This window comes from Bradyrhizobium sp. CCBAU 11434, assembly GCF_028128895.1.
In the GTDB taxonomy this organism is placed as follows: Bacteria; Pseudomonadota; Alphaproteobacteria; order Rhizobiales; family Xanthobacteraceae; genus Bradyrhizobium; species Bradyrhizobium zhengyangense.
Genome location: NZ_LBJX01000067.1, coordinates 14,405 through 35,828, shown reverse-complemented (window position 1 = coordinate 35,828; position 21,424 = coordinate 14,405). Strand labels below are relative to the sequence as shown.

General features: G+C 62.7%; 24 protein-coding genes. 12 read left to right on the top strand and 12 right to left on the bottom strand.

Annotated elements, in window-relative coordinates:
- Positions 1-102 precede the first annotated feature (102 nt).
- The 3 genes from XI06_RS14400 to XI06_RS14390 all read right to left on the bottom strand — a co-directional run bounded on the left by XI06_RS14400 (position 103) and on the right by XI06_RS14390 (position 1,580).
- Positions 103-252, bottom strand: a complete 150-nt coding sequence (locus XI06_RS14400; protein WP_271605645.1) for a hypothetical protein — start codon at positions 250-252, stop codon at positions 103-105.
- A 121-nt stretch (positions 253-373) separates the two neighbouring features.
- Positions 374-853 carry a GNAT family N-acetyltransferase gene (locus XI06_RS14395; RefSeq protein WP_271605644.1) on the bottom strand — a complete coding sequence of 160 codons (480 nt, stop codon included), beginning with the start codon at positions 851-853 and terminating at the stop codon, positions 374-376.
- A gap of 193 nt (positions 854-1,046) precedes the next feature.
- Entirely contained in the window at positions 1,047-1,580 is a 534-nt protein-coding gene (locus XI06_RS14390; protein ID WP_271605643.1) for a GNAT family N-acetyltransferase, read from the bottom strand.
- A 266-nt stretch (positions 1,581-1,846) separates the two neighbouring features.
- Here XI06_RS14390 and XI06_RS14385 point away from each other — a divergent pair, with 266 nt between their 5' ends.
- Positions 1,847-3,235 (top strand): serine hydrolase domain-containing protein, encoded by a 1,389-nt coding sequence (locus XI06_RS14385; RefSeq protein WP_271605642.1) that lies wholly within the window; start codon positions 1,847-1,849, stop codon positions 3,233-3,235.
- A gap of 271 nt (positions 3,236-3,506) precedes the next feature.
- Here XI06_RS14385 and XI06_RS14380 read toward each other — a convergent pair whose 3' ends face one another.
- The 3 genes from XI06_RS14380 to XI06_RS14370 all read right to left on the bottom strand — a co-directional run bounded on the left by XI06_RS14380 (position 3,507) and on the right by XI06_RS14370 (position 6,367).
- Positions 3,507-4,502, bottom strand: a complete 996-nt coding sequence (locus tag XI06_RS14380; protein WP_271605641.1) for a serine hydrolase domain-containing protein — start codon at positions 4,500-4,502, stop codon at positions 3,507-3,509.
- Positions 4,503-5,031: 529 nt separating this feature from the next.
- The gene (locus XI06_RS14375; protein ID WP_128951360.1) at positions 5,032-5,433 is read right to left on the bottom strand and encodes a RidA family protein; all 402 of its coding nucleotides are present in this window, start codon (positions 5,431-5,433) and stop codon (positions 5,032-5,034) included.
- Positions 5,434-5,521: 88 nt separating this feature from the next.
- Positions 5,522-6,367: a cell envelope integrity EipB family protein gene (locus XI06_RS14370; protein ID WP_237861624.1), complete on the bottom strand. Its 846-nt coding sequence runs from the start codon at positions 6,365-6,367 to the stop codon at positions 5,522-5,524.
- 254 nt (positions 6,368-6,621) lie between these two features.
- On the opposite strand from XI06_RS14370, the gene XI06_RS14365 reads away from it, so the two are divergent.
- The 4 genes from XI06_RS14365 to XI06_RS14350 are packed head-to-tail and all read left to right on the top strand — an operon-like array spanning position 6,622 to position 9,635.
- Positions 6,622-7,089 carry a RidA family protein gene (locus tag XI06_RS14365; protein ID WP_237861623.1) on the top strand — a complete coding sequence of 156 codons (468 nt, stop codon included), beginning with the start codon at positions 6,622-6,624 and terminating at the stop codon, positions 7,087-7,089.
- Between the two features lie 10 nt (positions 7,090-7,099).
- The gene (locus XI06_RS14360; RefSeq protein ID WP_237861622.1) at positions 7,100-7,846 is read left to right on the top strand and encodes a glycerophosphodiester phosphodiesterase; all 747 of its coding nucleotides are present in this window, start codon (positions 7,100-7,102) and stop codon (positions 7,844-7,846) included.
- Positions 7,847-7,900: 54 nt separating this feature from the next.
- Positions 7,901-9,157 carry a GNAT family N-acetyltransferase gene (locus XI06_RS14355; RefSeq protein ID WP_271605640.1) on the top strand — a complete coding sequence of 419 codons (1,257 nt, stop codon included), beginning with the start codon at positions 7,901-7,903 and terminating at the stop codon, positions 9,155-9,157.
- A 52-nt stretch (positions 9,158-9,209) separates the two neighbouring features.
- Positions 9,210-9,635 (top strand): HIT family protein, encoded by a 426-nt coding sequence (locus XI06_RS14350; RefSeq protein ID WP_237861620.1) that lies wholly within the window; start codon positions 9,210-9,212, stop codon positions 9,633-9,635.
- Between the two features lie 3 nt (positions 9,636-9,638).
- On the opposite strand, the gene tsaA is transcribed toward XI06_RS14350, so the two are convergent.
- From tsaA to XI06_RS14330, 4 genes are all read right to left on the bottom strand, one after another.
- Positions 9,639-10,130 (bottom strand): tRNA (N6-threonylcarbamoyladenosine(37)-N6)-methyltransferase TrmO, encoded by a 492-nt coding sequence (gene tsaA / locus XI06_RS14345; protein ID WP_271605639.1) that lies wholly within the window; start codon positions 10,128-10,130, stop codon positions 9,639-9,641.
- A 32-nt stretch (positions 10,131-10,162) separates the two neighbouring features.
- Positions 10,163-10,513: an AzlD domain-containing protein gene (locus XI06_RS14340; protein WP_237861617.1), complete on the bottom strand. Its 351-nt coding sequence runs from the start codon at positions 10,511-10,513 to the stop codon at positions 10,163-10,165.
- Entirely contained in the window at positions 10,510-11,250 is a 741-nt protein-coding gene (locus XI06_RS14335) for an AzlC family ABC transporter permease (protein ID WP_237861616.1), read from the bottom strand. The genes XI06_RS14340 and XI06_RS14335 overlap by 4 nt, the downstream gene beginning before the upstream one ends.
- 100 nt (positions 11,251-11,350) lie before the next feature.
- Complete coding sequence (locus XI06_RS14330; protein WP_271605646.1) at positions 11,351-12,226, bottom strand: lytic transglycosylase domain-containing protein; 876 nt, start codon at positions 12,224-12,226, stop codon at positions 11,351-11,353.
- A gap of 169 nt (positions 12,227-12,395) precedes the next feature.
- Between XI06_RS14330 and XI06_RS14325 the strand changes: the two genes are divergently transcribed.
- Complete coding sequence (locus XI06_RS14325; RefSeq protein ID WP_237861615.1) at positions 12,396-13,034, top strand: HAD family hydrolase; 639 nt, start codon at positions 12,396-12,398, stop codon at positions 13,032-13,034.
- Here the strand turns inward: XI06_RS14325 and XI06_RS14320 are convergent.
- Complete coding sequence (locus tag XI06_RS14320; RefSeq protein WP_271605638.1) at positions 13,031-14,071, bottom strand: phenylacetaldoxime dehydratase family protein; 1,041 nt, start codon at positions 14,069-14,071, stop codon at positions 13,031-13,033. The two genes, XI06_RS14325 and XI06_RS14320, sit on opposite strands and share 4 nt — an antisense overlap.
- 30 nt (positions 14,072-14,101) lie before the next feature.
- Positions 14,102-15,118, bottom strand: coding sequence for a carbon-nitrogen hydrolase family protein (locus XI06_RS14315; protein WP_271605637.1), 1,017 nt, complete (start codon positions 15,116-15,118; stop codon positions 14,102-14,104).
- Between the two features lie 206 nt (positions 15,119-15,324).
- Between XI06_RS14315 and XI06_RS14310 the strand changes: the two genes are divergently transcribed.
- The 6 genes from XI06_RS14310 to XI06_RS14285 all read left to right on the top strand — a co-directional run bounded on the left by XI06_RS14310 (position 15,325) and on the right by XI06_RS14285 (position 21,384).
- Positions 15,325-16,281, top strand: a complete 957-nt coding sequence (locus XI06_RS14310; protein WP_237861612.1) for a helix-turn-helix domain-containing protein — start codon at positions 15,325-15,327, stop codon at positions 16,279-16,281.
- 99 nt (positions 16,282-16,380) lie between these two features.
- The gene (locus tag XI06_RS14305) at positions 16,381-17,775 is read left to right on the top strand and encodes a methyl-accepting chemotaxis protein (RefSeq protein WP_271605636.1); all 1,395 of its coding nucleotides are present in this window, start codon (positions 16,381-16,383) and stop codon (positions 17,773-17,775) included.
- A 168-nt stretch (positions 17,776-17,943) separates the two neighbouring features.
- Positions 17,944-18,969: an aldo/keto reductase gene (locus tag XI06_RS14300; protein ID WP_271605635.1), complete on the top strand. Its 1,026-nt coding sequence runs from the start codon at positions 17,944-17,946 to the stop codon at positions 18,967-18,969.
- A 91-nt stretch (positions 18,970-19,060) separates the two neighbouring features.
- Positions 19,061-19,222, top strand: a complete 162-nt coding sequence (locus XI06_RS14295) for a hypothetical protein (protein ID WP_237861608.1) — start codon at positions 19,061-19,063, stop codon at positions 19,220-19,222.
- A 148-nt stretch (positions 19,223-19,370) separates the two neighbouring features.
- A complete protein-coding gene (locus tag XI06_RS14290) occupies positions 19,371-20,792 on the top strand; it encodes an MFS transporter (RefSeq protein ID WP_237861607.1) in 1,422 nt (473 codons plus the stop codon).
- 130 nt (positions 20,793-20,922) lie between these two features.
- Entirely contained in the window at positions 20,923-21,384 is a 462-nt protein-coding gene (locus XI06_RS14285; protein ID WP_271605634.1) for a PEGA domain-containing protein, read from the top strand.
- Positions 21,385-21,424: the final 40 nt, after the last annotated feature.

The window sequence follows — 21,424 nt, the reverse complement described above, 5'->3', positions numbered from 1 at the left end:
ATCCGGACATCTGGCAAACAGAAGCCTCGGCGTATAGCCGAGGCTGTGTCTTCCATTCGTGAGCTTCGTGATCCGGCCGCGGGCCGCTTGTCGTCGCTGCTACTACTTCTTCCTTGCAGATGACGATCTGAGCTTCACCGCCTTTTCAGCAGCGTCTTCCTTCTCAGAGCCTCGTGCCTGCTTTATTGCAAGATCACGCTTTTCTCTCTCTTCCGGAGTCATCTCTCTCAGTTCCAGCGGCTTGAACGGCATTCAATCCTCCTTCTTTGCGCTAAGCACAGCACGGATACCGGCAAGTGGACGAGCATCCGACAACCAAGCCGCAGGTTTACTCAGGGGCCATAAGCAGCCACCGAGACGGCATGGTACAGCATCATGCCTCGCGAGGAATGACGTACAGGAGGGAAGGCAGTATCGTTTCGGGCGAGAAGTAAAATGGTCCTTCGCCGATTCGGATGGCCCCCATGCGCTTATAAAACCCTTCCGCCGAAGGTTCGGCAGTGATCATGAGGGCCCCAGCCTTTATCCCTTTTGCGCGAGCTACGGCCGCCCCGAACAGAACTCGACCGATCCCTCGTTTCCAATGTGCTGGATCAACATATAGGCCGTAAATCTGCGCAATTCCCTGAAGCGCGGTCGGCGTCACCGCAACGACACCGACAGGTGTACTGGTGCCGTCTTCTACCACTTGAACACAATTCGCACCAATCAATGGTACAGTTATCGTAAGCGCGGGCATGGTTCGGTCGATGAACGCTTCGTCGTGTCCCGCGTGCATCGTCGCTCGCACACAGAGGCGCGTGAGCTCACGTTGTTCGTCGGGCCTGGCCTCTCGAACCGTATAGACGTCCATTGCACGACCTTTCGTTTTTCACCCGCAGTCCTCCTCAGATTTGGGGGCGCCAAGGAAGGCCGGCAATGGGGTATTTGCGTCGATCGGTTATGACCGCGACCGCGTCGGTCCCCCCAAAAAGCCGACGCCAAGGCGAAGTTGAGGCGAGGTTGAGGTTCGGCGCTGAGGGCCGGTTTCAGACACGGTCGTTCTGTCAGCCTAAGAAATCCTCACGATCAAGCCGCCAAAATGAAGTCAGGAAAGTGCCGGAGCGTATCGGAAGCTCCACGGGCATTTCGGACTGCCAACGCAACCCCGCCTTGCTGAGGACAGCTTCGGAAGCCTTGTTTTCAGTCATCGCCCGAGCAATGACTGCCTTAGCTTCCGTCGCGTTGAAAATGTGCGCGACGATCTCCTTACAAGCTTCGCTGGCATACCCGAGTCCCCAGTGGGTTGGAGACACCATGTACGCCAGTTCAGCCTCCAACTCCTTGGTCTGATACCCGACCATTCCGATCAATTCGTCGCTCTCACGGAGGGTCATCACCAGATTACGCCTCTCGCGACTCGCTACCCCTCGGACATGCAGGACGAAACCTTTCGCTCCGCCTTCCGGATAAGGATGTGGGATTGACGCGGTGGTGAGAGCAACACGCGGGTCCGCCACGATCGATTGGATTGCGTCCGCATCATCGATTTGAGGCGTCCTCAATCGCAGACGCCTTGTCAGCAATTCCAGGGCTTCCACCACGATTTCCCCGACGTAGGATTTCAGATCCTGAATTAGGATGCGATTGGAACGTCACCGATTGGTCAGACGCGATAGAACCCGGGTCGAGCATATCGAGTCCGCTACATTGGGAGCAGCTGACTTCCGATCGAAGTACCGGATCAGCCCCTTCGGTCCAACCGCGGACTTTAAGTGCCCTTGACTATCATGAGTTCGCGGTTGCAATTGATCATTGCAACAACTTGTAACCATGTTGGAAACTGAGCCTTATGTCAACTTCACACTTGGAAGAGCAGATCGGTCGAGTTGTTTCGGATTTGCGCGAGGAGACCACCATTCCGGGCCAGTATGGTCTGCCCGCTTCCGTTCATCAAAGGATGGCGCAAACCTGCACACCTGCGCTGAGCGTGGGTGTGATTGATAACTTCGAGGTGGCGTGGACCCGCGCCTTTGGCACGCTTGCCGCGGGGGCTGAACCGGCAACGGCGAATACGCCGTTCCAATCCGGCTCGATCAGCAAGCCGGTGTTTGCCCTGGCCTTGATGAAGCTCGTCGAAACCGGAGTCATCGATCTCGATGCCGACGTCAACGACTATCTCAAATCGTGGCGCGTACCCGGGAGAGACGGATGGCAACCGCGCATCACGCTGCGGCAGCTGTTGAGCCACACTGCAGGCACCACGATACACGGATTTCCCGGTTATCCCGCTTCAGGGCCGTGGCCGACGATACCTCAAGTCCTGAGCGGCGTCCCTCCAGCAAACACTCAGCCGGTCGTGGTTGATATACTCCCGGGTACGCAGCACCGCTATTCAGGTGGTGGGACGACGATTGCTCAGCAACTTGTCGTCGACGTGACGGGAACGCCGTTTCCCGAGCTAATGCGCAAACTCATCCTGGAGCCGGCTGGTTTGACGGATAGCAGCTTCGAACAGCCTCTGCCGTCCGCTTTCGCCAAACGAGCGGCCAGAGGTCACCCCTTGAACGGTACCGAGATAGAAGGCGGCCACCACGTCTATCCCGAAATGGCAGCTGCGGGGCTCTGGACCACGACCGCCGATCTTACGGCGCTGGGCGTTGAGATGATGCGGTCGTTACGCGGCGATGTTTCCAAACTCGGCCTCGCGCCCGGGACGGTGAAGAGCATGCTTCGTCCTCAGTTGCCGGACCAGGAGATCGGGCAGGAATTCGTGGGGCTTGGCTGGTTTTGCGCAGGTAAGGAGCAGAACTTTCGGTTCTTCCACCACGGCTGGGATCATGGGTACGTAGCCACAATGCTGATGCTGCCGGCAATTGGCAAAGGCGTGGTTGTGATGCTGAATTCCAATCAAGGCTCGATGTTGCGGAGCGAGATCGTGGCTGCAGTAGGACGCGAGTATGGCTGGCCAGTGCTCCAAGATATTCCACGGATCAGCGAGGCCGTACCTGACCTCGCGCATGCCGGAACCTACGAGAACGCGAACCGCAAGATATGCGTGAGGCAGCAGCGAGACCACCTTCTCATCGAGTTTGCAGGTCAACGGGCGCTTGCGGCGTATCCTGCGGTCACCGGGGAATTTGTCGCGAGAGCGCTTAACTTGAGACTGCGATTTGCCGGCGACGATAGCGGAAGACCATCCGAACTGACGGTTGTCACTGGTAATAAGACCGAATTGTTCAAGCGCACCGACTAAGACCCATTGTTGTGCTTGTTGTGCGTATGGCTTCGGAGGCTGATCCAATATCTTGGATGGCTCAAAAACGGCGGTCGGGCTTGTCGTGCCGCTGGTCCGGCTTATCCTATAACGAGACGCGGCACTCGGGGGGCAGCTGCGGGCCAGAAGCGGCCACCGCGAGAAACGAAGCGATAGGTCAGCTTCGGACTACAGAAGCTGCCGTCAACAACCGGACCAAGAATCTGCTAGCCGTCCGGGAACTGCCACACAGGCTGATAATCGGCCATCCCTAGTACAGCGCGTCATACTTTGCGCTGAGTATTGCTTCAAATAGGCGACCAAGCTGTAGCGGTGAGACGGCTCGACCTTCATCTGTATCAACCCTGTGCACCAATACGAGCTCCTGCTTCGGCAGTACCATCATCACATGACCACCAGCTCCTTGAGCACTGTAGCCCGGAGGCATAATCGTTTCGGGGAAATGGATACCGTCGCGGACCACCCACCACATGTAACCATATGCTCCGGCCGCCCCCGCATCTGAATATGGCTGTACACTGAGCTTCACCCACTTCTTCGGAACCACTTGGTGACAACCCCAACGTCCGCCACGGAGATAAAGCAGTCCAAATCGCGCTAGGTCCCTAGCGGTGAGACGGAATGGATAGGCCCGATGGATGCTGTTCTCGAGATTCACGTAATCTCCGTCCTTCGCTTCCGGCCCATAACGGAAATCTTCCATGCCGCAGGGTATCGCGATCCGATCCCGAAAGGCCTCAAACAAGCTAAGACCGGCGCATTGCTCGAATATCGTGCCGAGCGCGTTGAAATCCCAGTTGTTGTAGCACCAAAAGGTTCCTGGGCCATGGCTGTGACGTGCTTCCCGCCTCGCGATCATCAAGGCGGTTTCATACCCTGTCGGATGGAAGACACCGGAGCGTGCCATGAGCAGTGAATTTACGGACGCTAGGCGCTCGCGATCGGTCAGTCCCTCCTTGTCGTCGATTCCGAGTGAGGCGAGAGTGGAAGAGAGATCAATTTTTCCTTCAGCAACGTAAATGCCAAACAGAGCCGACAAGAGGCTCTTACGAATCGAATGACACATGAAGCGATGAGCAACCGCACCCCACTGATGAACGACGGCTCCGCGTTCGATGATCATGAGAGCAGCGGTCCCAATCTCACCCGCGATTGCGTCTACATTAGCGAGCGCGTTTGGGGACCAGCCCGCGGCTTCAGGCAGTTTAATTTGCCAGTTCGGCTCCGGCCACTCTTCCTCGGTCACAAGCCCGTCCACTAATCGCCCCTCGACCTTTCGGAAACCCAGAGGCGGCCCGGATACCCTGCTCCAACCTCACCCCGGGGCTCAATGTTAGCTTGTAGCAGTCCTGCCTGCTAGCTCAGAGCGAGATGCGGGAGCCAGCAAGCTACATCGCATTGGTCTTCGAGTTGAGGAAGGGAGAATTCCGCCAAGGAGTCACAACCGGGCTTACGATGCTGTCCAACCTTAATCCGCGTCCAGTCAGACAGCGGACATTCCGACGCCGATGACCGAAGCCGACGATAGCCGAACTTGGATCGTCAAGCTGCAGCTCCTCTTCGTCAGGGTAGAAATGGTCGTCGTTCCGAATGATCGCCTCGGCTGACCCGATCGGCCGTTGCCGTGCTCGAATGGCTACGATTGCATAGTACCACTGTTTTGCCCGACGCGTCAAAGTAAATTCTAAAAAACCGAAACGCGCGCCGTTCCGAGACAGCGTTTCTACTGTGCATGGGGTTGTTTTCGAGTTCTTGCGGAAGCGCGGCCTGTGACCTCAATCCGCGACCGCGATCGCCTCGATCTCGATCAGCCACTCCGGCGCGGCCAGCGCAGAGACGCCGACGAGCGTCGAGGCTGGCGGCTCCATGCCTTCGAAGAAGGCCGAGCGGGCCTTGCCGATGATCGGGCGCAGCTCCGGCTTGTAGCCGACGACGAAGGTCGTGATCTTGACGATGTTGGCGTAAGTGGCGCCGGCCGCCTTCAAGGCGTGACCGAGATTCTGCATCACCTGCGTGGTCTGCGCGGCGATATCGCCCTCGCCGACGATCCGCCCCTCCTCATCGGTCGACACCTGACCGGAGATGTAGATCGTTCGCGCCCCGGAGGCGGTGACGACGTGGGAATAAGCGGGATTGTGATGCAGGCCGCTGGGGCGGAGATGATCGAGCTTGGGCATGGGCTGGCTCCCGACGTTTATGATTGGAAGCGAGCGTAACCGGAGATGGCGTTGAGGGCTAGTATCGCCGCTCAATTGCAGGGCTTCTTCAATTACAGGGCTTGCTGTCCTTGACGTCGAACTTGCCCATCGCGCCGGAGATCACAAAATCGTTGTAATCGAGCACGAGCTGGCGGGAGACGCCGTTCTCGTAAAGCTCGAACGACATCGCGTAGACGGGCGTCTGCTCGCCCTCCTTCTGCTGGGCCTCGCGATCGAAATAGCTGACCGTCACCGGCCAGCGCGTCAGCGATTTCATGTGCTCGTCCGCTGTCGACGGATCTGGCGAGGCGGTGCGGTCGGCGGGGATCGGCTGACCGATCACGGTCAGCGTGTTGTAGACCTTCTGGCCATCGTCGGAGCCGTCATAGACGGAGAGCTCAAGCAGCGATTTGCCGTCCTTGGCGGCTGCGATGATGCGCTGGATCTGCTCGGTCGGGAACACGATCTTGCCGTCCAGGGTGAAATTCTTCGGCGCCGGCAATTTCAGCTTGACGTTAATGTGGTCGCCGTCGCGCTCCGCCGAGCCGTCGACGAGGCCTGCCTCGGCCTCGTTCATCCGCGTCTCGATCTTGAAGCGGTAGCTTTTTCCGCCGGCATCCTCCCAGGAATTGGAGCGGAGGTCGCTGAGCGTGATCTTGCCCTCGCCGCTGTCGAGCTCGGAGACCTGGCGGAATTCGGACGTATAGCCCTCGCAAGCGCTGCCTGCGAAATTGTAGAGGATGCGGCCGCGCGCGCTGTTGATCGAATTCGAGCGCGATTTGACCAGGCTCAGATCATAGAGCGCCTGGTGCGCGAGGAACGGACCGTTCGCGGCATGCGCGCTGCTGCCGGCGCCAAGTGCGGCCGCCGCGAGCGCCATCACACCGAGTGAAGTCCGGAAAAGGTGCACCATATCTGTTCCCTGGGGACGCGCAGATTCGACACTTTAATGACCGTTCCATTGCGTCGCAACTGCGGCGGTTTCACGTAAAGTTGCGCCTCTCGATCGAACCTTCTGACCTGCCTCAGGAAAATGCAGTCCGCCCCGGCCCTCGCGCGAACAAATCCGCTTGCTTGCATGTGGCGGCACGATGGGCGAAACAGGGCGCACCCGGCGGCTACCCAAACGCACCGGACGGACGAGTTTTCAGACATCGAGGTCGAGACATGGCAGGCACGGTCGAGCAGAAACTGGCGGAACAGGGCATCAAGCTGCACCAGGCCCCATCTCCCGTCGCCAATTACGTCCCGTTCGTACGGACCGGCAATTTGCTGTTCGTCTCCGGTCAGGTCTGCTTCGACCCTGCCGGCAAGCTGATCGCCAAGGGCAAGCTGGGCGCCGGCGTCTCGATCGAGGACGGTGCCGCAGCCGCGCGCGGCTGTGCCGTCAATCTGCTCGCGCAGGTCAAGGCTGCGCTCGGCGATCTCGACAAGGTCGTGCGCGTGGTGCGCCTCGGCGGCTTCATCAACTCGGCGCCGGACTTCGTGGACGGACCGAAGGTGCTGAACGGCGCCTCCGATTTGATGGTCGCCGCCTTCGGTGACAAGGGCCGCCACGCCCGCACCACGGTCGGCGTCGCCTCGCTGCCCGCGGACGCGGCAGTCGAGGTCGAAGGCGTGTTCGAGGTCGCCTGAGGTCAGCATCGTGCGTGCTCCGGATTGGCTGACAGCGCGGCCGGTCGCCCATCGCGGTCTGCATGACATCTCTCGCGGCATCGTCGAGAACATGCCGGGCGCGGTGCAGGCCGCGATCGCAGGCAATTTTGCGATCGAGGTCGACATTCAGCTCTCCGCTGACGGCGAGGCCATGGTGCATCACGACCATGCGCTCGGCCGCCTCACCGACGCCACTGGCCCGGTCGTCGCCAAGACCGCGGCCGAGCTCAAGGCCATCACGTTCAAGGACACGCCCGAGCGGATGATGTCGCTCAGTGACCTCTGCGCCATGGTCGCCGGCCGCGTTCCGCTGGTGATCGAGGTGAAGAGCCATTTTGACGGCGACCGCAAGCTGGTGAAGAGGATGGCCGAGGTGCTGGCGTCCTATCAGGGCCATGCGGTCGGCATGTCCTTCGACCCCGACCAGGTGCTGGCGCTGCGCGAGCTACTGCCCTCCCGCCCGCGCGGTATCGTCGCGCAGCGGAGCTATGAGGACGAATACTGGACCTATCTCACTCAGGAACAGCGCGACAGCATGCTGTACCTGCGCCATGGCTTTCAGACCCAGCCGCATTTCGTCGCCTTCAAGGTCGATCACCTGCCGGCGCCCGCCCCCTGGATCGCCCGCAACGTCTTCGGCTGCGCCCTGCTCGGCTGGACCACCCGTACACCGGAGCAGCGGACTCGGGTTGCGCAATATGCCGATCAGATGATTTTCGAGGGCTTCCTGCCGTAGGCTTGATGTTCGCGACCCTTGAAGTCGCTGCTGCAATGCACGATCTTGGGCGCAATGGCATCATCCGAAATCACCTTGGAGGCGGTCCCGTCCATTGGCGAAGTCTCGCCGGAGGATTGGGACGCCTGCGCTAATCCTGGCAGGGCTCTTAATGAGAATTCCTGCAATGAGCACGGCTTGGGAATCTCATCCGGGCTTCCAGGCAACTCGCTCGGCCTGTTAAAGTCCGGCTATAACCCGTTCGTCTCGCACGCCTTTCTTTCTGCCGTTGAGAAATCAGGTTCGGCCACGATCCGCACCGGCTGGGGACCGAGGCACCTTGTGGCCAAAATCGACGGCCGCGTCGCTGGAATCGTGCCCTGCTATCTGAAATCACACAGCCAGGGCGAATATGTTTTCGACCGCGGTTGGGCCGACGCCTATGAGCGCGCCGGCGGCCGCTATTACCCCAAGCTTCAGGTCTCCGTTCCCTTCACGCCGGCCACCGGGCCGCGGCTCCTGGTGCGTGACGGCGTCGATCGCGAGCGCATCACCGAGGCGCTGGCGAGCGGCCTGGTGGCGCTGTGCGGCGTCAGCAAGGCGTCCTCGGTGCACGTCACCTTCGCGCGCGAGGCCGAGTGGAAGCTGCTTGCCCAGCACGGCTTCCTCCAGCGCACCGACCAGCAGTTCCACTGGCACAACGAGGGCTTTACGACCTTTGACGATTTCCTGGCGACACTGAACTCACGCCACCGAAAATCGATCAAGCGCGAGCGGCGCGATGCGCTTGCCGCGGGGATCACCATCCACTGGCTCACCGGCAAGGACATCACCGAGGATGCCTGGGACGCCTTCTTCGATTTCTACATGGAGACCGGCTCGCGCAAATGGGGCCGGCCCTACCTCACGCGCGAATTCTTCTCGCTGGTCGGCGAGACCATGAGCCAGGACGTGCTGCTGGTGATGGCTCGCCGCAACAACCGATGGATCGCAGGTGCGATCAACTTCATCGGCTCGGACACGCTGTTCGGCCGCAACTGGGGCGCGGTCGAGCATCACCCCTTCCTGCATTTCGAGGTCTGCTACTACCAGGCGATCGATTTTGCGATCAAGCGTGGTCTCACGCATGTCGAGGCCGGTGCGCAAGGCGAGCACAAGATCGCGCGCGGCTACCTGCCGCGAACGACCCATTCCGCCCACTTCATTGCCGATCCGGGCCTGCGCCGCGCCATCGACGATTATCTCAAGCGCGAGCGCGCCTATGTCGCGGAGGCTGGGCGGGAGCTGGCCGAACTCGGCCCGTTCCGGAAAGGCATCGACGAGGCGCCTTGACGGTTTGCCGTCGCTGGTGACAGTAAGCGCAGAGTTCTTGGGAGCCGCTGCCATGACCGCCTATGACCCGAACAACATCTTCGCAAAAATCCTGCGCGGCGAATTTTCCTGCCACAAGGTCTACGAAGACGAGCATGTCTTCGCCTTCCTCGACATCATGCCGCGCGTGCCTGGCCACACGCTGGTGATCCCGAAGGCTCCTGCCCGCAACATCCTCGACATCAAGGCGGACGACTACGCCCATGTCGCCCGTGGCGCTCACAAGATTGCTGCGGCCGCGATGAAGGCATTCAACGCCGACGGCATCACTGTGCAGCAGTTCAACGAGCCCGCCGGCGGACAGGTAGTGTTTCACCTGCACATGCACGTCATGCCGCGCCATGACGGCGTCGCCATGCTGCCGCCCGCGAGCCGCAAGGAAGACGTCAAGGTGCTGGAAGAGAACGCGGCCAAGCTGATCGCGGCGCTGAAGAGCTGATCGTCACTCCGTCTGGAAATCTCCCGGCTGCGGCGCGGCCAGCGGCGTGAACTCGCAACGATCCGGCTTGATGTCGATCAGCGGCGTATTGTCGATGCAGTCGAGCCCGCGCACCAAAATTGTATTTCCTTCGATGCCGACGAGCTTGACGATCGAGGTGCCGATCGGATTGGGCCGCACCGGCGAGCGCAGCGAAAAGGTGCCGCGGGTCTTCTCGTTGTTCTTCGGGCTTTGCAGCACGATGTCACGGCGCGACTGGTCGAGCCAGTAGAGCACTTCGAGATTGCTGTAGAAATCGACGCCCTTGATCGCCGGCACGAACGGCTCGAAGATCTCGAGGCGACAGATCGGGCCGTCCTGGCGCCCCTGCCGCGGCGTCTCCAGCCGCGAGGTCCAGGGCGTGCGGATGCGGCCGATGAAGACGAGGCCGGCATCTTCCGTGGACGGCAGCTCGATGGCGACCTCGCCCTCGCGGAGCTCGTTTTCGCGAACCATATTTCCTGTTCCTTGGCTGTTCGGAGGCGGTTTTAGCCTAACCACCACTTGCCGGCCAGCATGAACACTTCACCGGCGACGACGCCCGCGAAGATCGAACGGCGGGTCAGCAGAAACACGACGAGGCCGGCGGCCACCGCACCATAGCGCAGAGCATCCGGCACGCTGGCGAGCGCACCGGGCGGCTCGACCACGATCTGGGCGATGACGCCGGCGAGGATCGCGGTCGCGACCGCCCTCACCCAAACCAGCAGTTCCGAACCCTCATCGATACCGCCGCCGAACCACAGGCCGAGCATGCGCCAGATCTGGTTGGGCACAACCCCGGCGACGAACAGCACAACCAGCGCCTGCCAATCGCCGATCAGTTGCGCGGCGCTCATGCGCGCACCTCCCGCCACCAGTGCACGCCATAGGCGATCGTGCCGGCCGCCACGCCGCTGACGAGGATGTCAAGACCGGAGTTCATCCTCGCGGCCAGCGGATAGAGCAAAATTCCAAGCGTCAGCGCGACCACGTCTGCGACCTCGCGGCTATTGCGTGCGGTCGAGAACAGGAACGACAGCGGCGTCAGCAGCAGGATTGCAGCGCCCAATGTCTGCGTGAGATTGGCGGCGAGGAAATAGCCGAGCGTGTTCGCGGTCAGGCACACCGAGACCAAGCCGAAGCCGAGCCCGTTGACGAAGGCGATGCGTCGTTCGCGCGGCACAAGCGGCAGGAAGCGATGGCATTCCACCCACAGCGTCACCGCCGTCAGATGTGCCGCGAAAAACAGCTCGCGCCGCTTGGTCGTCGGCGTGCGCATCAACGGCAGCACCGAGACTACCATCGGAAACAGCCTGATCGCACTGACGGTGACCGCGATCGCCGACTGGATGATGGTGGCGCCCGAGCCGAGCGTCGTGATCAGGATGATCTGCGCGGGCCCCGCCCAGACGAACAGCGTCGAGCAGAGCGCCCAGAGCAAGCTGAAATGGGTGTCATGAGCCAGCGCGCCGATGCCAAGATAGGTCGCGAACAGGACGAGCGTGAGGATCGTCTGCGTGATCGAGCGCACACCCCAGGCGAAGGCGCGCCACGGGCTTTGCCATTGCGGGGAATCGAGCGAAGGAAGCGCCACGGGAGACTGGCCGACCGGAGAGGAATCGTGCCTGCATAACGGGCAATGCAAGCACCCGCGTCAAGGAAGCCTGCGGCGGGGCTGGCATGCACGGTGCTCCCTACCCGCTGACGCCGCGGTTCTTCAGCACGAAACACGCCCCGCCCGCTTTGCGGATACGGTTACAGAGATCGTCCGCCTCACTTCGCGTGTCAGCGCCGATGCGCACCTGATAGAAGGCGTGCGAGCCGCGACTGCGGACCACCGAGGAGAGCAGGCTGGGATCATGGTCGCCGATGACGGCAGTGAGGCGCGTTACGGCGCGGGAATACATCGCCAGCGCCTTGTTGCGGTCGAAGCCGGCCGCGAGCTGAACGCCCCAGATCTTCGCGGCAGCGAGCTCGACATGCTGCTCGAGCTCGGCGACGAACGGGTTCGGCGCACGCTTGAGCAGCGCCATCAGGTCGCGGCAGCTCGTCGGCGGCGAGCTCGGCGGTCCCTTGCCCGTGCTGCCGGCCTTGGCCCATGCGTCGACCGTCGCGCCGGTGATGGCGTAGACGTAGTTGCGCGTCTGCTCGGGCATGCCGCCGGTGCCGGCGAGCCACTCCTGCACCCGTCGCGGCCCGGCATTGTAGGCGGCGGCAGCGAGGCCAAGATTGCCGAACTGGTTGCGCAGCTCGTTCAAAAACTCGGCCGACTTCGGCAGCGCCTGCACCGGATTGAAGGGATTGAGCAGTCCGCGCTCGCTCGCCGTTCCCGGCATGAATTGCGCAATCCCCTGCGCCTGCTCGCCGCTGCGCGTCACAGGCCCCACTGCATCGGCCTGGAATCGGCTCTCCTGCCAGATCACGCGGGCGAAGAATTCCAGCGGCAGATTGGCATCGCGCGCGGCCGCTTCCACAATCAGACAGATCGACTCCCGCGTGTCGCTCTCGCGCGCAGGCTCGTTCCCCGCCTGTTTTGCCGGCGCCTCGGGGCCAAGCTGCGTCGGAGGCATCGGGGCATTCTCGGCAAGCACCGGCGTGCAAACGAACGCCGCCGCGAGCAGCCAACTGATCAGCTTCTGAGCCCCGGCGAACGCCATGTCGCTCCCAATATCGGCCCTTGAATTCGGACCCCAAGGCAACTAGCAACGGCAGGAATTAGCAACGCCGAGCCCGGCCAGGATGCAGACAATCTATTTTGATCTCGACGGCACGCTGACCGATCCAAAGCCCGGGATCACCGGTTCGATCCAGTATGCCTTGAAAAAACTTGGCATGGCGGTCCCGAGCCAGGACGAATTGACCTGGTGCATCGGGCCGCCGCTGCATGCGAGCCTGAAGGCGCTGACCGGAACCGAGGCGCTGGCCGACCAGGCGCTCCTGCTCTACCGCGAACGGTTCTCCGAGGTCGGGCTGTTCGAGAACACACCCTATCCGGGCATCCACGACACGCTGGCGGCGGTGGCCGCGACCGGCACGCGCATGTTTGTGGCAACAAGCAAGCCTGCGGTCTACGCCACCCGCATCATCGATCATTTCGGCCTGAAGCCGTATTTCGAGCGCGTGTTCGGCTCCGAGCTCGATGGCACCCGCGTCGACAAACGGGATCTGCTTCGCTACGCGCTCGACGAGGCAAGAGTCGATGCGGGCAGCGCCGTCATGATCGGCGACCGCAGTCATGACGTCGTCGGCGCCCGAACCAACGGCATGACGGCGATCGGCGTGCTCTATGGCTATGGCAGCGAGGCCGAGCTCCGGGATGCCGGCGCGCATCACATCTGCGCCGCGCATCCGGAGCTGCTCGGCCACTGCGTCGGCTAAGCGGTCACCGTCTCGACCGCCGCAAGCATTCCCGTCTTCGGATGGCAGTTCAGATATTCGAAGAACTGCTCATCGGCAGCCGCCACAGTGACCTCGTGATAGAGCCGCAGCTTCGCTGACGGCCCCAGCGTCGAGAGATATTTCATCGCCGCGCCGAATATCTTCACGTGAGTCGGATGCGATTCCGCCCAGCGTTCCAGCGCGGCGAGGCTCTTCCACCAGCTCTGGCCGTAGGATTTTTCAGTCGCCTTGCCGTCAACCGAGAGCACCTGCATGTAGCGGTTGGCATAGCAACCGATCCCGAGCCCATCGTCGCGCAGGAAATCCATGCCCTCACGCAGCACCGGCTCGACGTCGTCGAGATAGAGCTTTCGCTCCGACGCCTCCGTATCGCTCCAGTCCTGCCCGGAGCGGATCAGGCAAAGATTGTCGTGCGCCTTCACGCGCAGGCGTGCACCGTCACGGATCAGCTCAGGATTACCGCCCGGCGACATCGGGTCGGTCTGCGACAGCGGAATGCGGTCACGCATGCCGCCCCAATAGGCGTGCTCCTGGACCTCGCCGCTCATGCTGTCGGCGATCGCTGCGACCCCTTCGGGCCTGCCGAGCGAGGAGAACAGCGTTTCATGCCGCGCCACGGTGGGGCGCAGCACCTCAATGAAGGTGCCGATGCCGTCGCGCGGCTTTCCGGTCCACGCCTGATGCGCTGGCGCAAACCAGGTGTCGAAGCGTGCGATGTCATCCCAATAGGCCACCGTGACGATGTTGGTATGTCCGGCCTGATCGACATAGTGCGCGCGGTCCCAATGCGTGGGACCGCCCTCGCCGGCAAACAGCCCGGCGATTTCAGCGAGCGCGCCCATCGCAGCCGCCGACGCCGCCCCGCGATGCTGCACGCCGAAATAAGCCATCACCACGCGGCTCACACCGGGCTTGTAGCGCGCCACGAAGGATGGATATGGCGGCTGATAATCATCGGGCACGCGCTTGTGGCACGTGCGCTGGGTTTCAAGATGCGCGGGAATTGCAGATTCCATGCTGGTACCTCCTCCCTTCGATCCCGGTGATCAGCTCGCCGCCGCGGCAATGTCCGCGGGTTCGATGGTGTCGACCGGCAGCGCGAACTGCTCGACGCGCTTGTAGGGCTTCTTGTTGAGCAGCAGCCGCGTGACGTCCGGCCGCGAATAATGCCCGGCAGGATCGGCGGCGTTCTTGGCAACGCCGATGGCGCCGAGATCGATCTCGGCGATCAGCAGTCCCTCCTGGTCCGGTGCGAGCTTGTCGCCGATCTGGCTGCCATCGGGGCCGTAGATCGCGGCAAAGCCGCCGCCGACATGCAACAGCGCATTCTTGTCCGGCCGGTCGCAGAGTTCGTCGATCATGGCCTGCGACACCGTTGCGCAAGGCGCCAGCACGAAGCACGAGCCCTCCACGGCATAGACGCGCGAGGCAGCGTTGTTGACCTCGGCGCCGAGCGCCGGCGCGAAGGGATCGTAGAGCGAGAAACTCGGCCAGGCCGCGACATGCACCTGCTCGTTCTGGGCGTACATCGCGTATTTCGACAGTGGCTGGAGATGCTCCCAGCAGCACAGCGCACCGAGGCGGCCGATATCAGCGCGCGCATGGACCGCGAGATCGCTGCCGTCGCCCTCGCCATAGACGGTGCGCTCGGCATGGGTCGGCCGCAATTTGCGGCGTTTTGCGATGGTCTCGCCGTCGGGGCCGATCAGCCATTGCGCGAGGTAAAGGCTGCCGCCGTCGCGCTCGGACAGGCCGATCACCGCGGTCAGCTTCGCCTTGCGCACGGCGTCACGCAGACGCTCGGCCTGCGGACTGTCATAGGATAGCGAATTATCGAAATAGCGCTGCACGAAGCCGCGGCCGATCGCCCAGGCTGGCGAGTCCATCCAGATATGCCAGGGGTAGCCGGGGATGAACGCCTCCGGAAACGCGATCAGCTTGGCGCCCTTCTCGGCCGCCTCCCTGATCAGCGCGACCGATTTGTCGATTGAGGCGTCGAGGTCGAGCCAGGCCGGCGCCGCCTGCACCACCGCGACCTTGTATTTCGGATGTTCGATGCCCATTGCCGCCTCCCTTGCCGGTTGATCCCAAACCACGTCCGATGCAGTCTATTGGGCCAAGCCGGGCGACCGCGCGCTCGACCACCGCGGAACAAAAACTCGACTGGCAAAGACACTGGTAGGGATCGCGCTCCGGTACGGAACTTGCCTGCAATCAGGCGGATCTGCGCCACCATGCGGTTTGCTGGACGTGAAAGGGAGGCCTGACGATGACAATCCAGTTCACGACAGACGGCAGCCCCGGTTACCGGCGGCTCGCCCTCTGGCAGGACATCGTCTGCGACGTGTTTGTCGGGCTCGACTGCAAGTCCGACCTCGGCAGCGCTTTTCACGGCTCGGTCACCCAGGCCCCGCTTGGCAAAGCCGTCTGCTCCGAGGTCTGCTCCGAGCGCCAACACGTCTTCCGCACGCCCTCGCGCATCGCGCGCTCCGATCAGGACTATGTCCTCGTTGCACTTGGCAATCGCGGCGATGGTGGTGTGACGCAGGACGGCCGCGAAACCGTGATCCATCCCGGCGAGTTCGCACTCTACGATACCACGCGTCCCTATGAGCTGAAGTTCAGGGATACGTTCTCCCAGAGCATCTTCAAGGTGCCACGCGAGATGTTGCAGCGGCGGCTCGGCGGCACCGAGACGCTCACCGCGATCACGTTCGCGGCCGACGCGCCGCTCGAGCGGCTCGCCTATGATTTCATCTTCCGCCTTTGCCAGAGCGCGGATCGGCTTGCGCCGAGCAGCGCAACTGCGCTGTCCGAGCAGGCGGTCGACTTGCTGGCGATGGCGCTGAGCGAACGGCTCGGCGCCACATCGCTGCCGTCTTCGACGCATCGCTCCGCATTGCTCTACAGGCTCAAGGCGCATATCCGCGCGCGCCTCGCCGATCCCGACCTCTCGCTAGCCGACACGTCCGCCGCGCTCGGCATCTCCGCGCGCTATGTCAACGATCTCCTCGCCGACGAGGACACCTCGTTCCAGCGCCATGTGCTTGCAGAGCGTCTGGCACAATGCCGGCGCGACCTCGCCTCGCCCCTGCTCGCCCATCGCCACATCAGTGAGATCGCGTTTGCCTGGGGCTTCAACGACGTCTCGCATTTCGGCCGCGTCTTCCGCGAGCATTTCGGGATGTCACCGCGCGACTACAGGCAAAGCCAGCTGCGGCACTGAGAGGCCCGCTGCCAAATTCCGATAGGCGAATTCACGGGATCTTCAGCAGAGGCGGCGTAGAAATGCCACCCGTCCACTAGAGCCGTCTCGGATCGCCACATGTCCATTCTCGCTGTGATCAGCCGCAAGAGTCCGACACAATTCCCTGACGATGATCTTGCGGCGCCGGAACGACCGTCGACCACCGCGAATCGCGATGAGACACTGGCCGTGTGGATCGAGGCCTTGATTGAGGGCAACTTCCTTGCGCCCGGCCACCTAGGCAGCGACCGTCTCTCCAATGCCGTCTCTAAGCTCGCAGCCAAGCTGGCTGACGATGCCTCGAAGAGGCTCGATGGCATCGTGGATCTCAATGTTCAAAGCAATGAAACCGCGATTTCCGCGGCCCGGATGCTCACGGCTTGTCGAGACGTCGACCAGAGGACCCAGGCGCTCGCAGCAGCAAGCGAGGAGATGGTCGCCTCGGTCGGCCAGATCAGGGCCAACGCAGAAGATGCGGCCGGCAGCGGGGCCAGAATGAAATCGAGCGCCGACCAAGGCATGACGACCGTCCGGCAGGCGTCCAAGGCGATGGAGCGTGTCGAAGCGACGGCCAACGAAGCCTCCGACAAGATCGTGGCACTCAGCGCCGCCTCCGAAGAAATTGGCGCCATCGTCTCGTCGATCGACGCGATCGCAAGGCAGACGAATCTCCTGGCGCTGAATGCGACGATTGAAGCAGCGCGCGCCGGCGAAGCCGGGCGTGGCTTTGCCGTTGTCGCTTCAGAGGTCAAGGCGCTTTCGCAGCAGACTGGCAAGGCAACCGAAGACATTCGTGACCGAATCCAACGATTGAGAAACGAGGTCGAGCTAATCGTGGCCGCGATGTCGGACTGCAGGTCTGCGGCCGTCGAGAGCAAGAACGTCGTCACACAGCTGGGCGAAGAGATGTCGGGCGTGGAAAGCCAGACGACCACACTCACTCACGGAATGCATGAGATCGCCAATATCCTCAATCAGCAGACCGATGCATCTCGCGAGGTAGCCGAAGGTATCTCCGCGATCGCGCGAATGACCCAAGCCAATGTCGAGCAGATCAAGAGTATATCCTCGCAGCTCGACGTCGGCCAGGATATCGCCGGCCGACAACTCCAGGATCTTGCCAGCCTGTCGTTCGACAACAAGATTCCGCGATTAGCCAAGGCGGATCACGTCATCTGGAAGAAGCGCCTCGCCGATATGGCAGTCGGACGAACGACGTTGAAGGTCGACGAGCTCGCCGATCATCATTCCTGCCGGCTCGGCAAATGGTACTACGGCGAAGGCTCCCTCGCGATGCGCAATCACCGGTCCTTTGGGCTGCTCGAAAGACCGCATGCGGAGGTTCACGAACATGGCAAGCGCGCCGCCAAGCTGTTCGCAGACGGTGATCTCTCCGGCGCTCTCAAGGAGATTTCCATGGTTGAAGAAGCCTCTGTCGAAGTGCTCAGGCTCCTCGACGATCTGGCGCGCTAAGCCCCTGCTTGTACGCGACGCGGACCGCTGATCACAACAGCGTCACGAGCTTGGAGCTCCCTCAAGCAGAGCCGCCATGTGTTCATGTGATGGCCCGACACATAGACCTGCACTACCATTCGCTTCCAAGGCCGCGCCGATCAACTGGCGGCCACGAGGAGCAGTTCGATGGAATACCGACGCTTAGGCCGGTCCGGCCTCATGGTGCCCGCTTTGAGCCTTGGCACGGGCACGTTCGGTGGCGTCGGCCGCCTCGCGGCATGGGGGACGACCGACGCGACGGAAGCGCGGCGCCTTCTGGACATCTGCCTCGAGGCCGGCGTGTCGATGTTCGACACCGCCGACGTCTATTCGCTCGGTGAATCCGAACGCGTGCTCGGCGAAGCCATCAAGGGCCGGCGCGACAAGGTTCTGGTCTCGACCAAGGCGACGTTCCGCTTCGGTGATGGCCCCAACGACATCGGCTCGTCACGGCAGCATCTGCTCGCGGCCATCGATGGCTCACTGAACCGTCTCGGCACCGACTATATCGATCTGTTCCAACTCCATGGCTTTGATGCCATGACGCCGCCTGAGGAGGTGCTTGCGACCCTCGATGTGCTCGTGCGCGCCGGCAAGATCCGCTATGTCGGCGTCTCGAATTTCTCAGGCTGGCACCTGATGAAGTCGCTCTCCGTTGCCGACAAGCACGGCTTCCCGCGCTACGTCGCCAACCAGACCTACTATTCGTTGGTCGGGCGCGACTATGAATGGGAGCTCATGCCGCTCGGACTGGACCAGGGGTTAGGTGCCGTGGTCTGGTCACCGCTCGGATGGGGGCGCCTCACCGGAAAAATCCGCCGCGGTCAGCCGAAGCCCGAAGTGAGCCGCCTGCCCCAGACTGCCGATTTCGGGCCGCCCGTACCGGACGAACACGTCTATCGCGTCGTCGAGGCGATCGACGAGGTCGCCAAGGAGACCGGCAAGAGCGTTTCGCAGATCGCGCTGAACTGGTTGCTGCAGCGCCCGACCGTGTCGACGCTGATCATCGGCGCCCGCAACGAGGCGCAATTGCGCGAGAATCTCGGCTCGGTCGGCTGGTCCCTGACCAAGGACCAGATCGCAAAGCTCGATGCCGCGAGCAAGGTGACGCTGCCCTACCCGTATTGGCACCAGCGCGGGACCTTCTCCGACCGCAATCCGCCGCCAGTGTAATTGGCTACCCGCCAAGAGCCGGCTTGATTTGAGCTGCGTCAAGCCGGCCCATGCGGATCATGGCATCCTACTGTCCCTACGAGGCAGCCCGATGCGCCGATTTGCCATGAAGGCCCTGTTCACAGCCCTCAATCTCGGCCGTGCAGAGCGGACGCGGATCGACTGGGATCGTCGCGTCGTAGTTTTCTCTACGGCCGTCACGATTGGGCTGATAGCACTCTACATCTACGGCAAGGCGACCTCGCGCTGGTGAGTGTGCGAACCGCGCGCCGATCCATGTCCCCAGCGCCACCAGGCCTGCTTCCGGCGCAGGAACCGTCCGTGTCGTGCCGGGTTGCGATGGACGGCGCAATTTCCTAATCGAGGGGACACTCACGGCTCGAATCAAGCACGCTTCCACCATGTCGTTTGTCCCGATCGAGCATGCCGACGGCCTGCCGCAACCCCAGCGCAACCAGGCGGTGCTGACGATTGCGCTTGGCATCACCATGGCCGTGGTCGACAGCGCCATCGCCAATGTCGCGCTGCCGACGATCGCAACCGACCTGAACGCAAGCCCGGCCTTCTCGATCTGGATCGTCAACGGCTATCAGCTTGCGATCACGATCTCCCTGCTGCCGCTGGCATCGCTCGGCGAGATCGTCGGTTATCGCCGCGTCTATCTGGTCGGCCTTGTGCTGTTCACGCTTGCGTCAGCCTTCTGCGCGCTGGCGCATACGCTGGCGCTGCTCACGATCGCGCGCATCATCCAAGGGTTCGGCGCGGCCGGCATCATGAGCGTCAACTCGGCGCTGGTCCGCTTCACCTATCCGCGCAGCCTGCTCGGGCGCGGCATCGGGCTCAACGCGCTGGTGGTCGCCTTCTCCGCGGCGGTCGGGCCGACGCTCGCCGCCGGCATCCTCGCGGTCGGCAGCTGGCCCTGGCTGTTCGCCATCAATGTGCCACTCGGCGTGGTCACGCTGGTGCTCGGCCTGCGTAGCCTGCCGCACACGATCCAGGCGAGCCATTCCTTCGACTGGCAGAGCGCGGGGCTCTCGGCCATCACCTTCGGCGTCGGCATCGCCGCGATCGACAGCGTCGGCCATGGCGAGGCGACAATCACATGCCTCATCCAGTTCGCGATTGCGATCGTCGCCGGCGCGGCGCTCATCTATCGCGAGACGCACATGAAGTCGCCGCTGCTGCCGGTCGACCTGTTGCGCATTCCGGTGTTCGGACTGTCGATCGCGACCTCGATCGCCTCGTTCTGCGGGCAGATGCTGGCCTTCGTCGCGATCCCCTTCTACCTCCAAAGCCGCTTTGGCTATTCGGCCGTTCATATGGGTCTGTTGATCACGCCATGGCCGATCGCAGTGGCGTGCGCGGCTCCCCTCGCCGGTCGCCTGGTCGAACGTTATCCGGCCGGCCTGCTCGGCGGCATCGGCCTGACGCTGTTTGCCTGCGGCCTTGGCGGGCTCGCTTTCCTGCCGGCAAGTCCGACACCGCTCGACGTGGTCTGGCGGATGGCGCTGGCGGGCGCCGGCTTTGGTCTGTTCCAGACGCCCAATAACCGCACCATGATCGCAGCCGCGCCACGCGAGCGCGCCGGCGGCGCCAGCGGCATGCTGGGCACCGCGCGCCTGCTCGGCCAGACCACCGGCGCTGCGCTGGTTGCGCTGTTCCTCGGACGCTATCCGGACGACGGGACCCGGATCGCGCTTCTCGCCGGCGTCGGATTTGCCCTCTGCGGCGCCATGCTGAGCATGTTGCGGCTATCGCCGGCCGGCGCACGCGGCGCCGAACACGTCCGCGTGCAGGACGATCAGCGCATGCGCGGCGAATAATCGGCTCCCAAGCACAGGTCTCCGCGGCCCCCTCGCGCAACCTGTGCGTCACTAAATCATCTGGACCAATAGCCTATTGCCATCACTCTCAGGTTGCGCTTGATTGCACATGGGGTTGGGGACTTATTTGATGCGTTTATTTGGAATTGTGGCGCTCAGCGTCATGCTGGGCGGCTGCTCGTCTGTCACGCGCGGCACCACCGAGAACATCAGCATTTCATCCACACCGTCAGGCGTTGAAGCTGTGGTCAGCGGGTTGGAGGTTCCGACTACCTGCATGACACCTTGCTCCGTGGTCGTGAAGCGGAACGCCGACGTCTCGATCACCTTCCAGAAGGAAGGCTATGAGCCGCAGATCGTACCGCTCAGCCGGGACATCCAGACCGGAGGGGCCGCGGGCTTTGCCGGCAATCTCCTGCTCGGCGGTGCCATCGGCATGGGCGTCGATGCCGCAACGGGCGCAGCAACTGATCACAAGCCGAACCCGGTCATCGTAACGATGCAGCCTGTGGCCCCTCCTCCCCGCACACGGCCGCCCGCGCCAAAGAAACCGCGGCCGCCAGCGGCCGCCGCGCCTGAAGCCGGCACCTAGACCCCGGCATTGCGCTCCAAACAAAAAGGCCGGCTCTGCA

Coding starts and splice junctions, on each gene's coding strand:
- XI06_RS14320 (WP_271605638.1), bottom strand. CDS start 14,071: ATGGAATCTGCAATTCCCGCGCATCTTGAAACCCAGCGCACGTGCCAC.
- XI06_RS14310 (WP_237861612.1), top strand. CDS start 15,325: ATGACAATCCAGTTCACGACAGACGGCAGCCCCGGTTACCGGCGGCTC.
- XI06_RS14330 (WP_271605646.1), bottom strand. CDS start 12,226: ATGCCTCCGACGCAGCTTGGCCCCGAGGCGCCGGCAAAACAGGCGGGG.
- XI06_RS14315 (WP_271605637.1), bottom strand. CDS start 15,118: ATGGGCATCGAACATCCGAAATACAAGGTCGCGGTGGTGCAGGCGGCG.
- tsaA (WP_271605639.1), bottom strand. CDS start 10,130: ATGGTTCGCGAAAACGAGCTCCGCGAGGGCGAGGTCGCCATCGAGCTG.
- XI06_RS14325 (WP_237861615.1), top strand. CDS start 12,396: ATGCAGACAATCTATTTTGATCTCGACGGCACGCTGACCGATCCAAAG.
- XI06_RS14365 (WP_237861623.1), top strand. CDS start 6,622: ATGGCAGGCACGGTCGAGCAGAAACTGGCGGAACAGGGCATCAAGCTG.
- XI06_RS14370 (WP_237861624.1), bottom strand. CDS start 6,367: ATGGTGCACCTTTTCCGGACTTCACTCGGTGTGATGGCGCTCGCGGCG.
- XI06_RS14285 (WP_271605634.1), top strand. CDS start 20,923: ATGCGTTTATTTGGAATTGTGGCGCTCAGCGTCATGCTGGGCGGCTGC.
- XI06_RS14350 (WP_237861620.1), top strand. CDS start 9,210: ATGACCGCCTATGACCCGAACAACATCTTCGCAAAAATCCTGCGCGGC.
- XI06_RS14300 (WP_271605635.1), top strand. CDS start 17,944: ATGGAATACCGACGCTTAGGCCGGTCCGGCCTCATGGTGCCCGCTTTG.
- XI06_RS14395 (WP_271605644.1), bottom strand. CDS start 853: ATGGACGTCTATACGGTTCGAGAGGCCAGGCCCGACGAACAACGTGAG.
- XI06_RS14355 (WP_271605640.1), top strand. CDS start 7,901: ATGGCATCATCCGAAATCACCTTGGAGGCGGTCCCGTCCATTGGCGAA.
- XI06_RS14290 (WP_237861607.1), top strand. CDS start 19,371: ATGTCGTTTGTCCCGATCGAGCATGCCGACGGCCTGCCGCAACCCCAG.
- XI06_RS14305 (WP_271605636.1), top strand. CDS start 16,381: ATGTCCATTCTCGCTGTGATCAGCCGCAAGAGTCCGACACAATTCCCT.
- XI06_RS14400 (WP_271605645.1), bottom strand. CDS start 252: ATGCCGTTCAAGCCGCTGGAACTGAGAGAGATGACTCCGGAAGAGAGA.
- XI06_RS14340 (WP_237861617.1), bottom strand. CDS start 10,513: ATGAGCGCCGCGCAACTGATCGGCGATTGGCAGGCGCTGGTTGTGCTG.
- XI06_RS14295 (WP_237861608.1), top strand. CDS start 19,061: ATGCGCCGATTTGCCATGAAGGCCCTGTTCACAGCCCTCAATCTCGGC.
- XI06_RS14375 (WP_128951360.1), bottom strand. CDS start 5,433: ATGCCCAAGCTCGATCATCTCCGCCCCAGCGGCCTGCATCACAATCCC.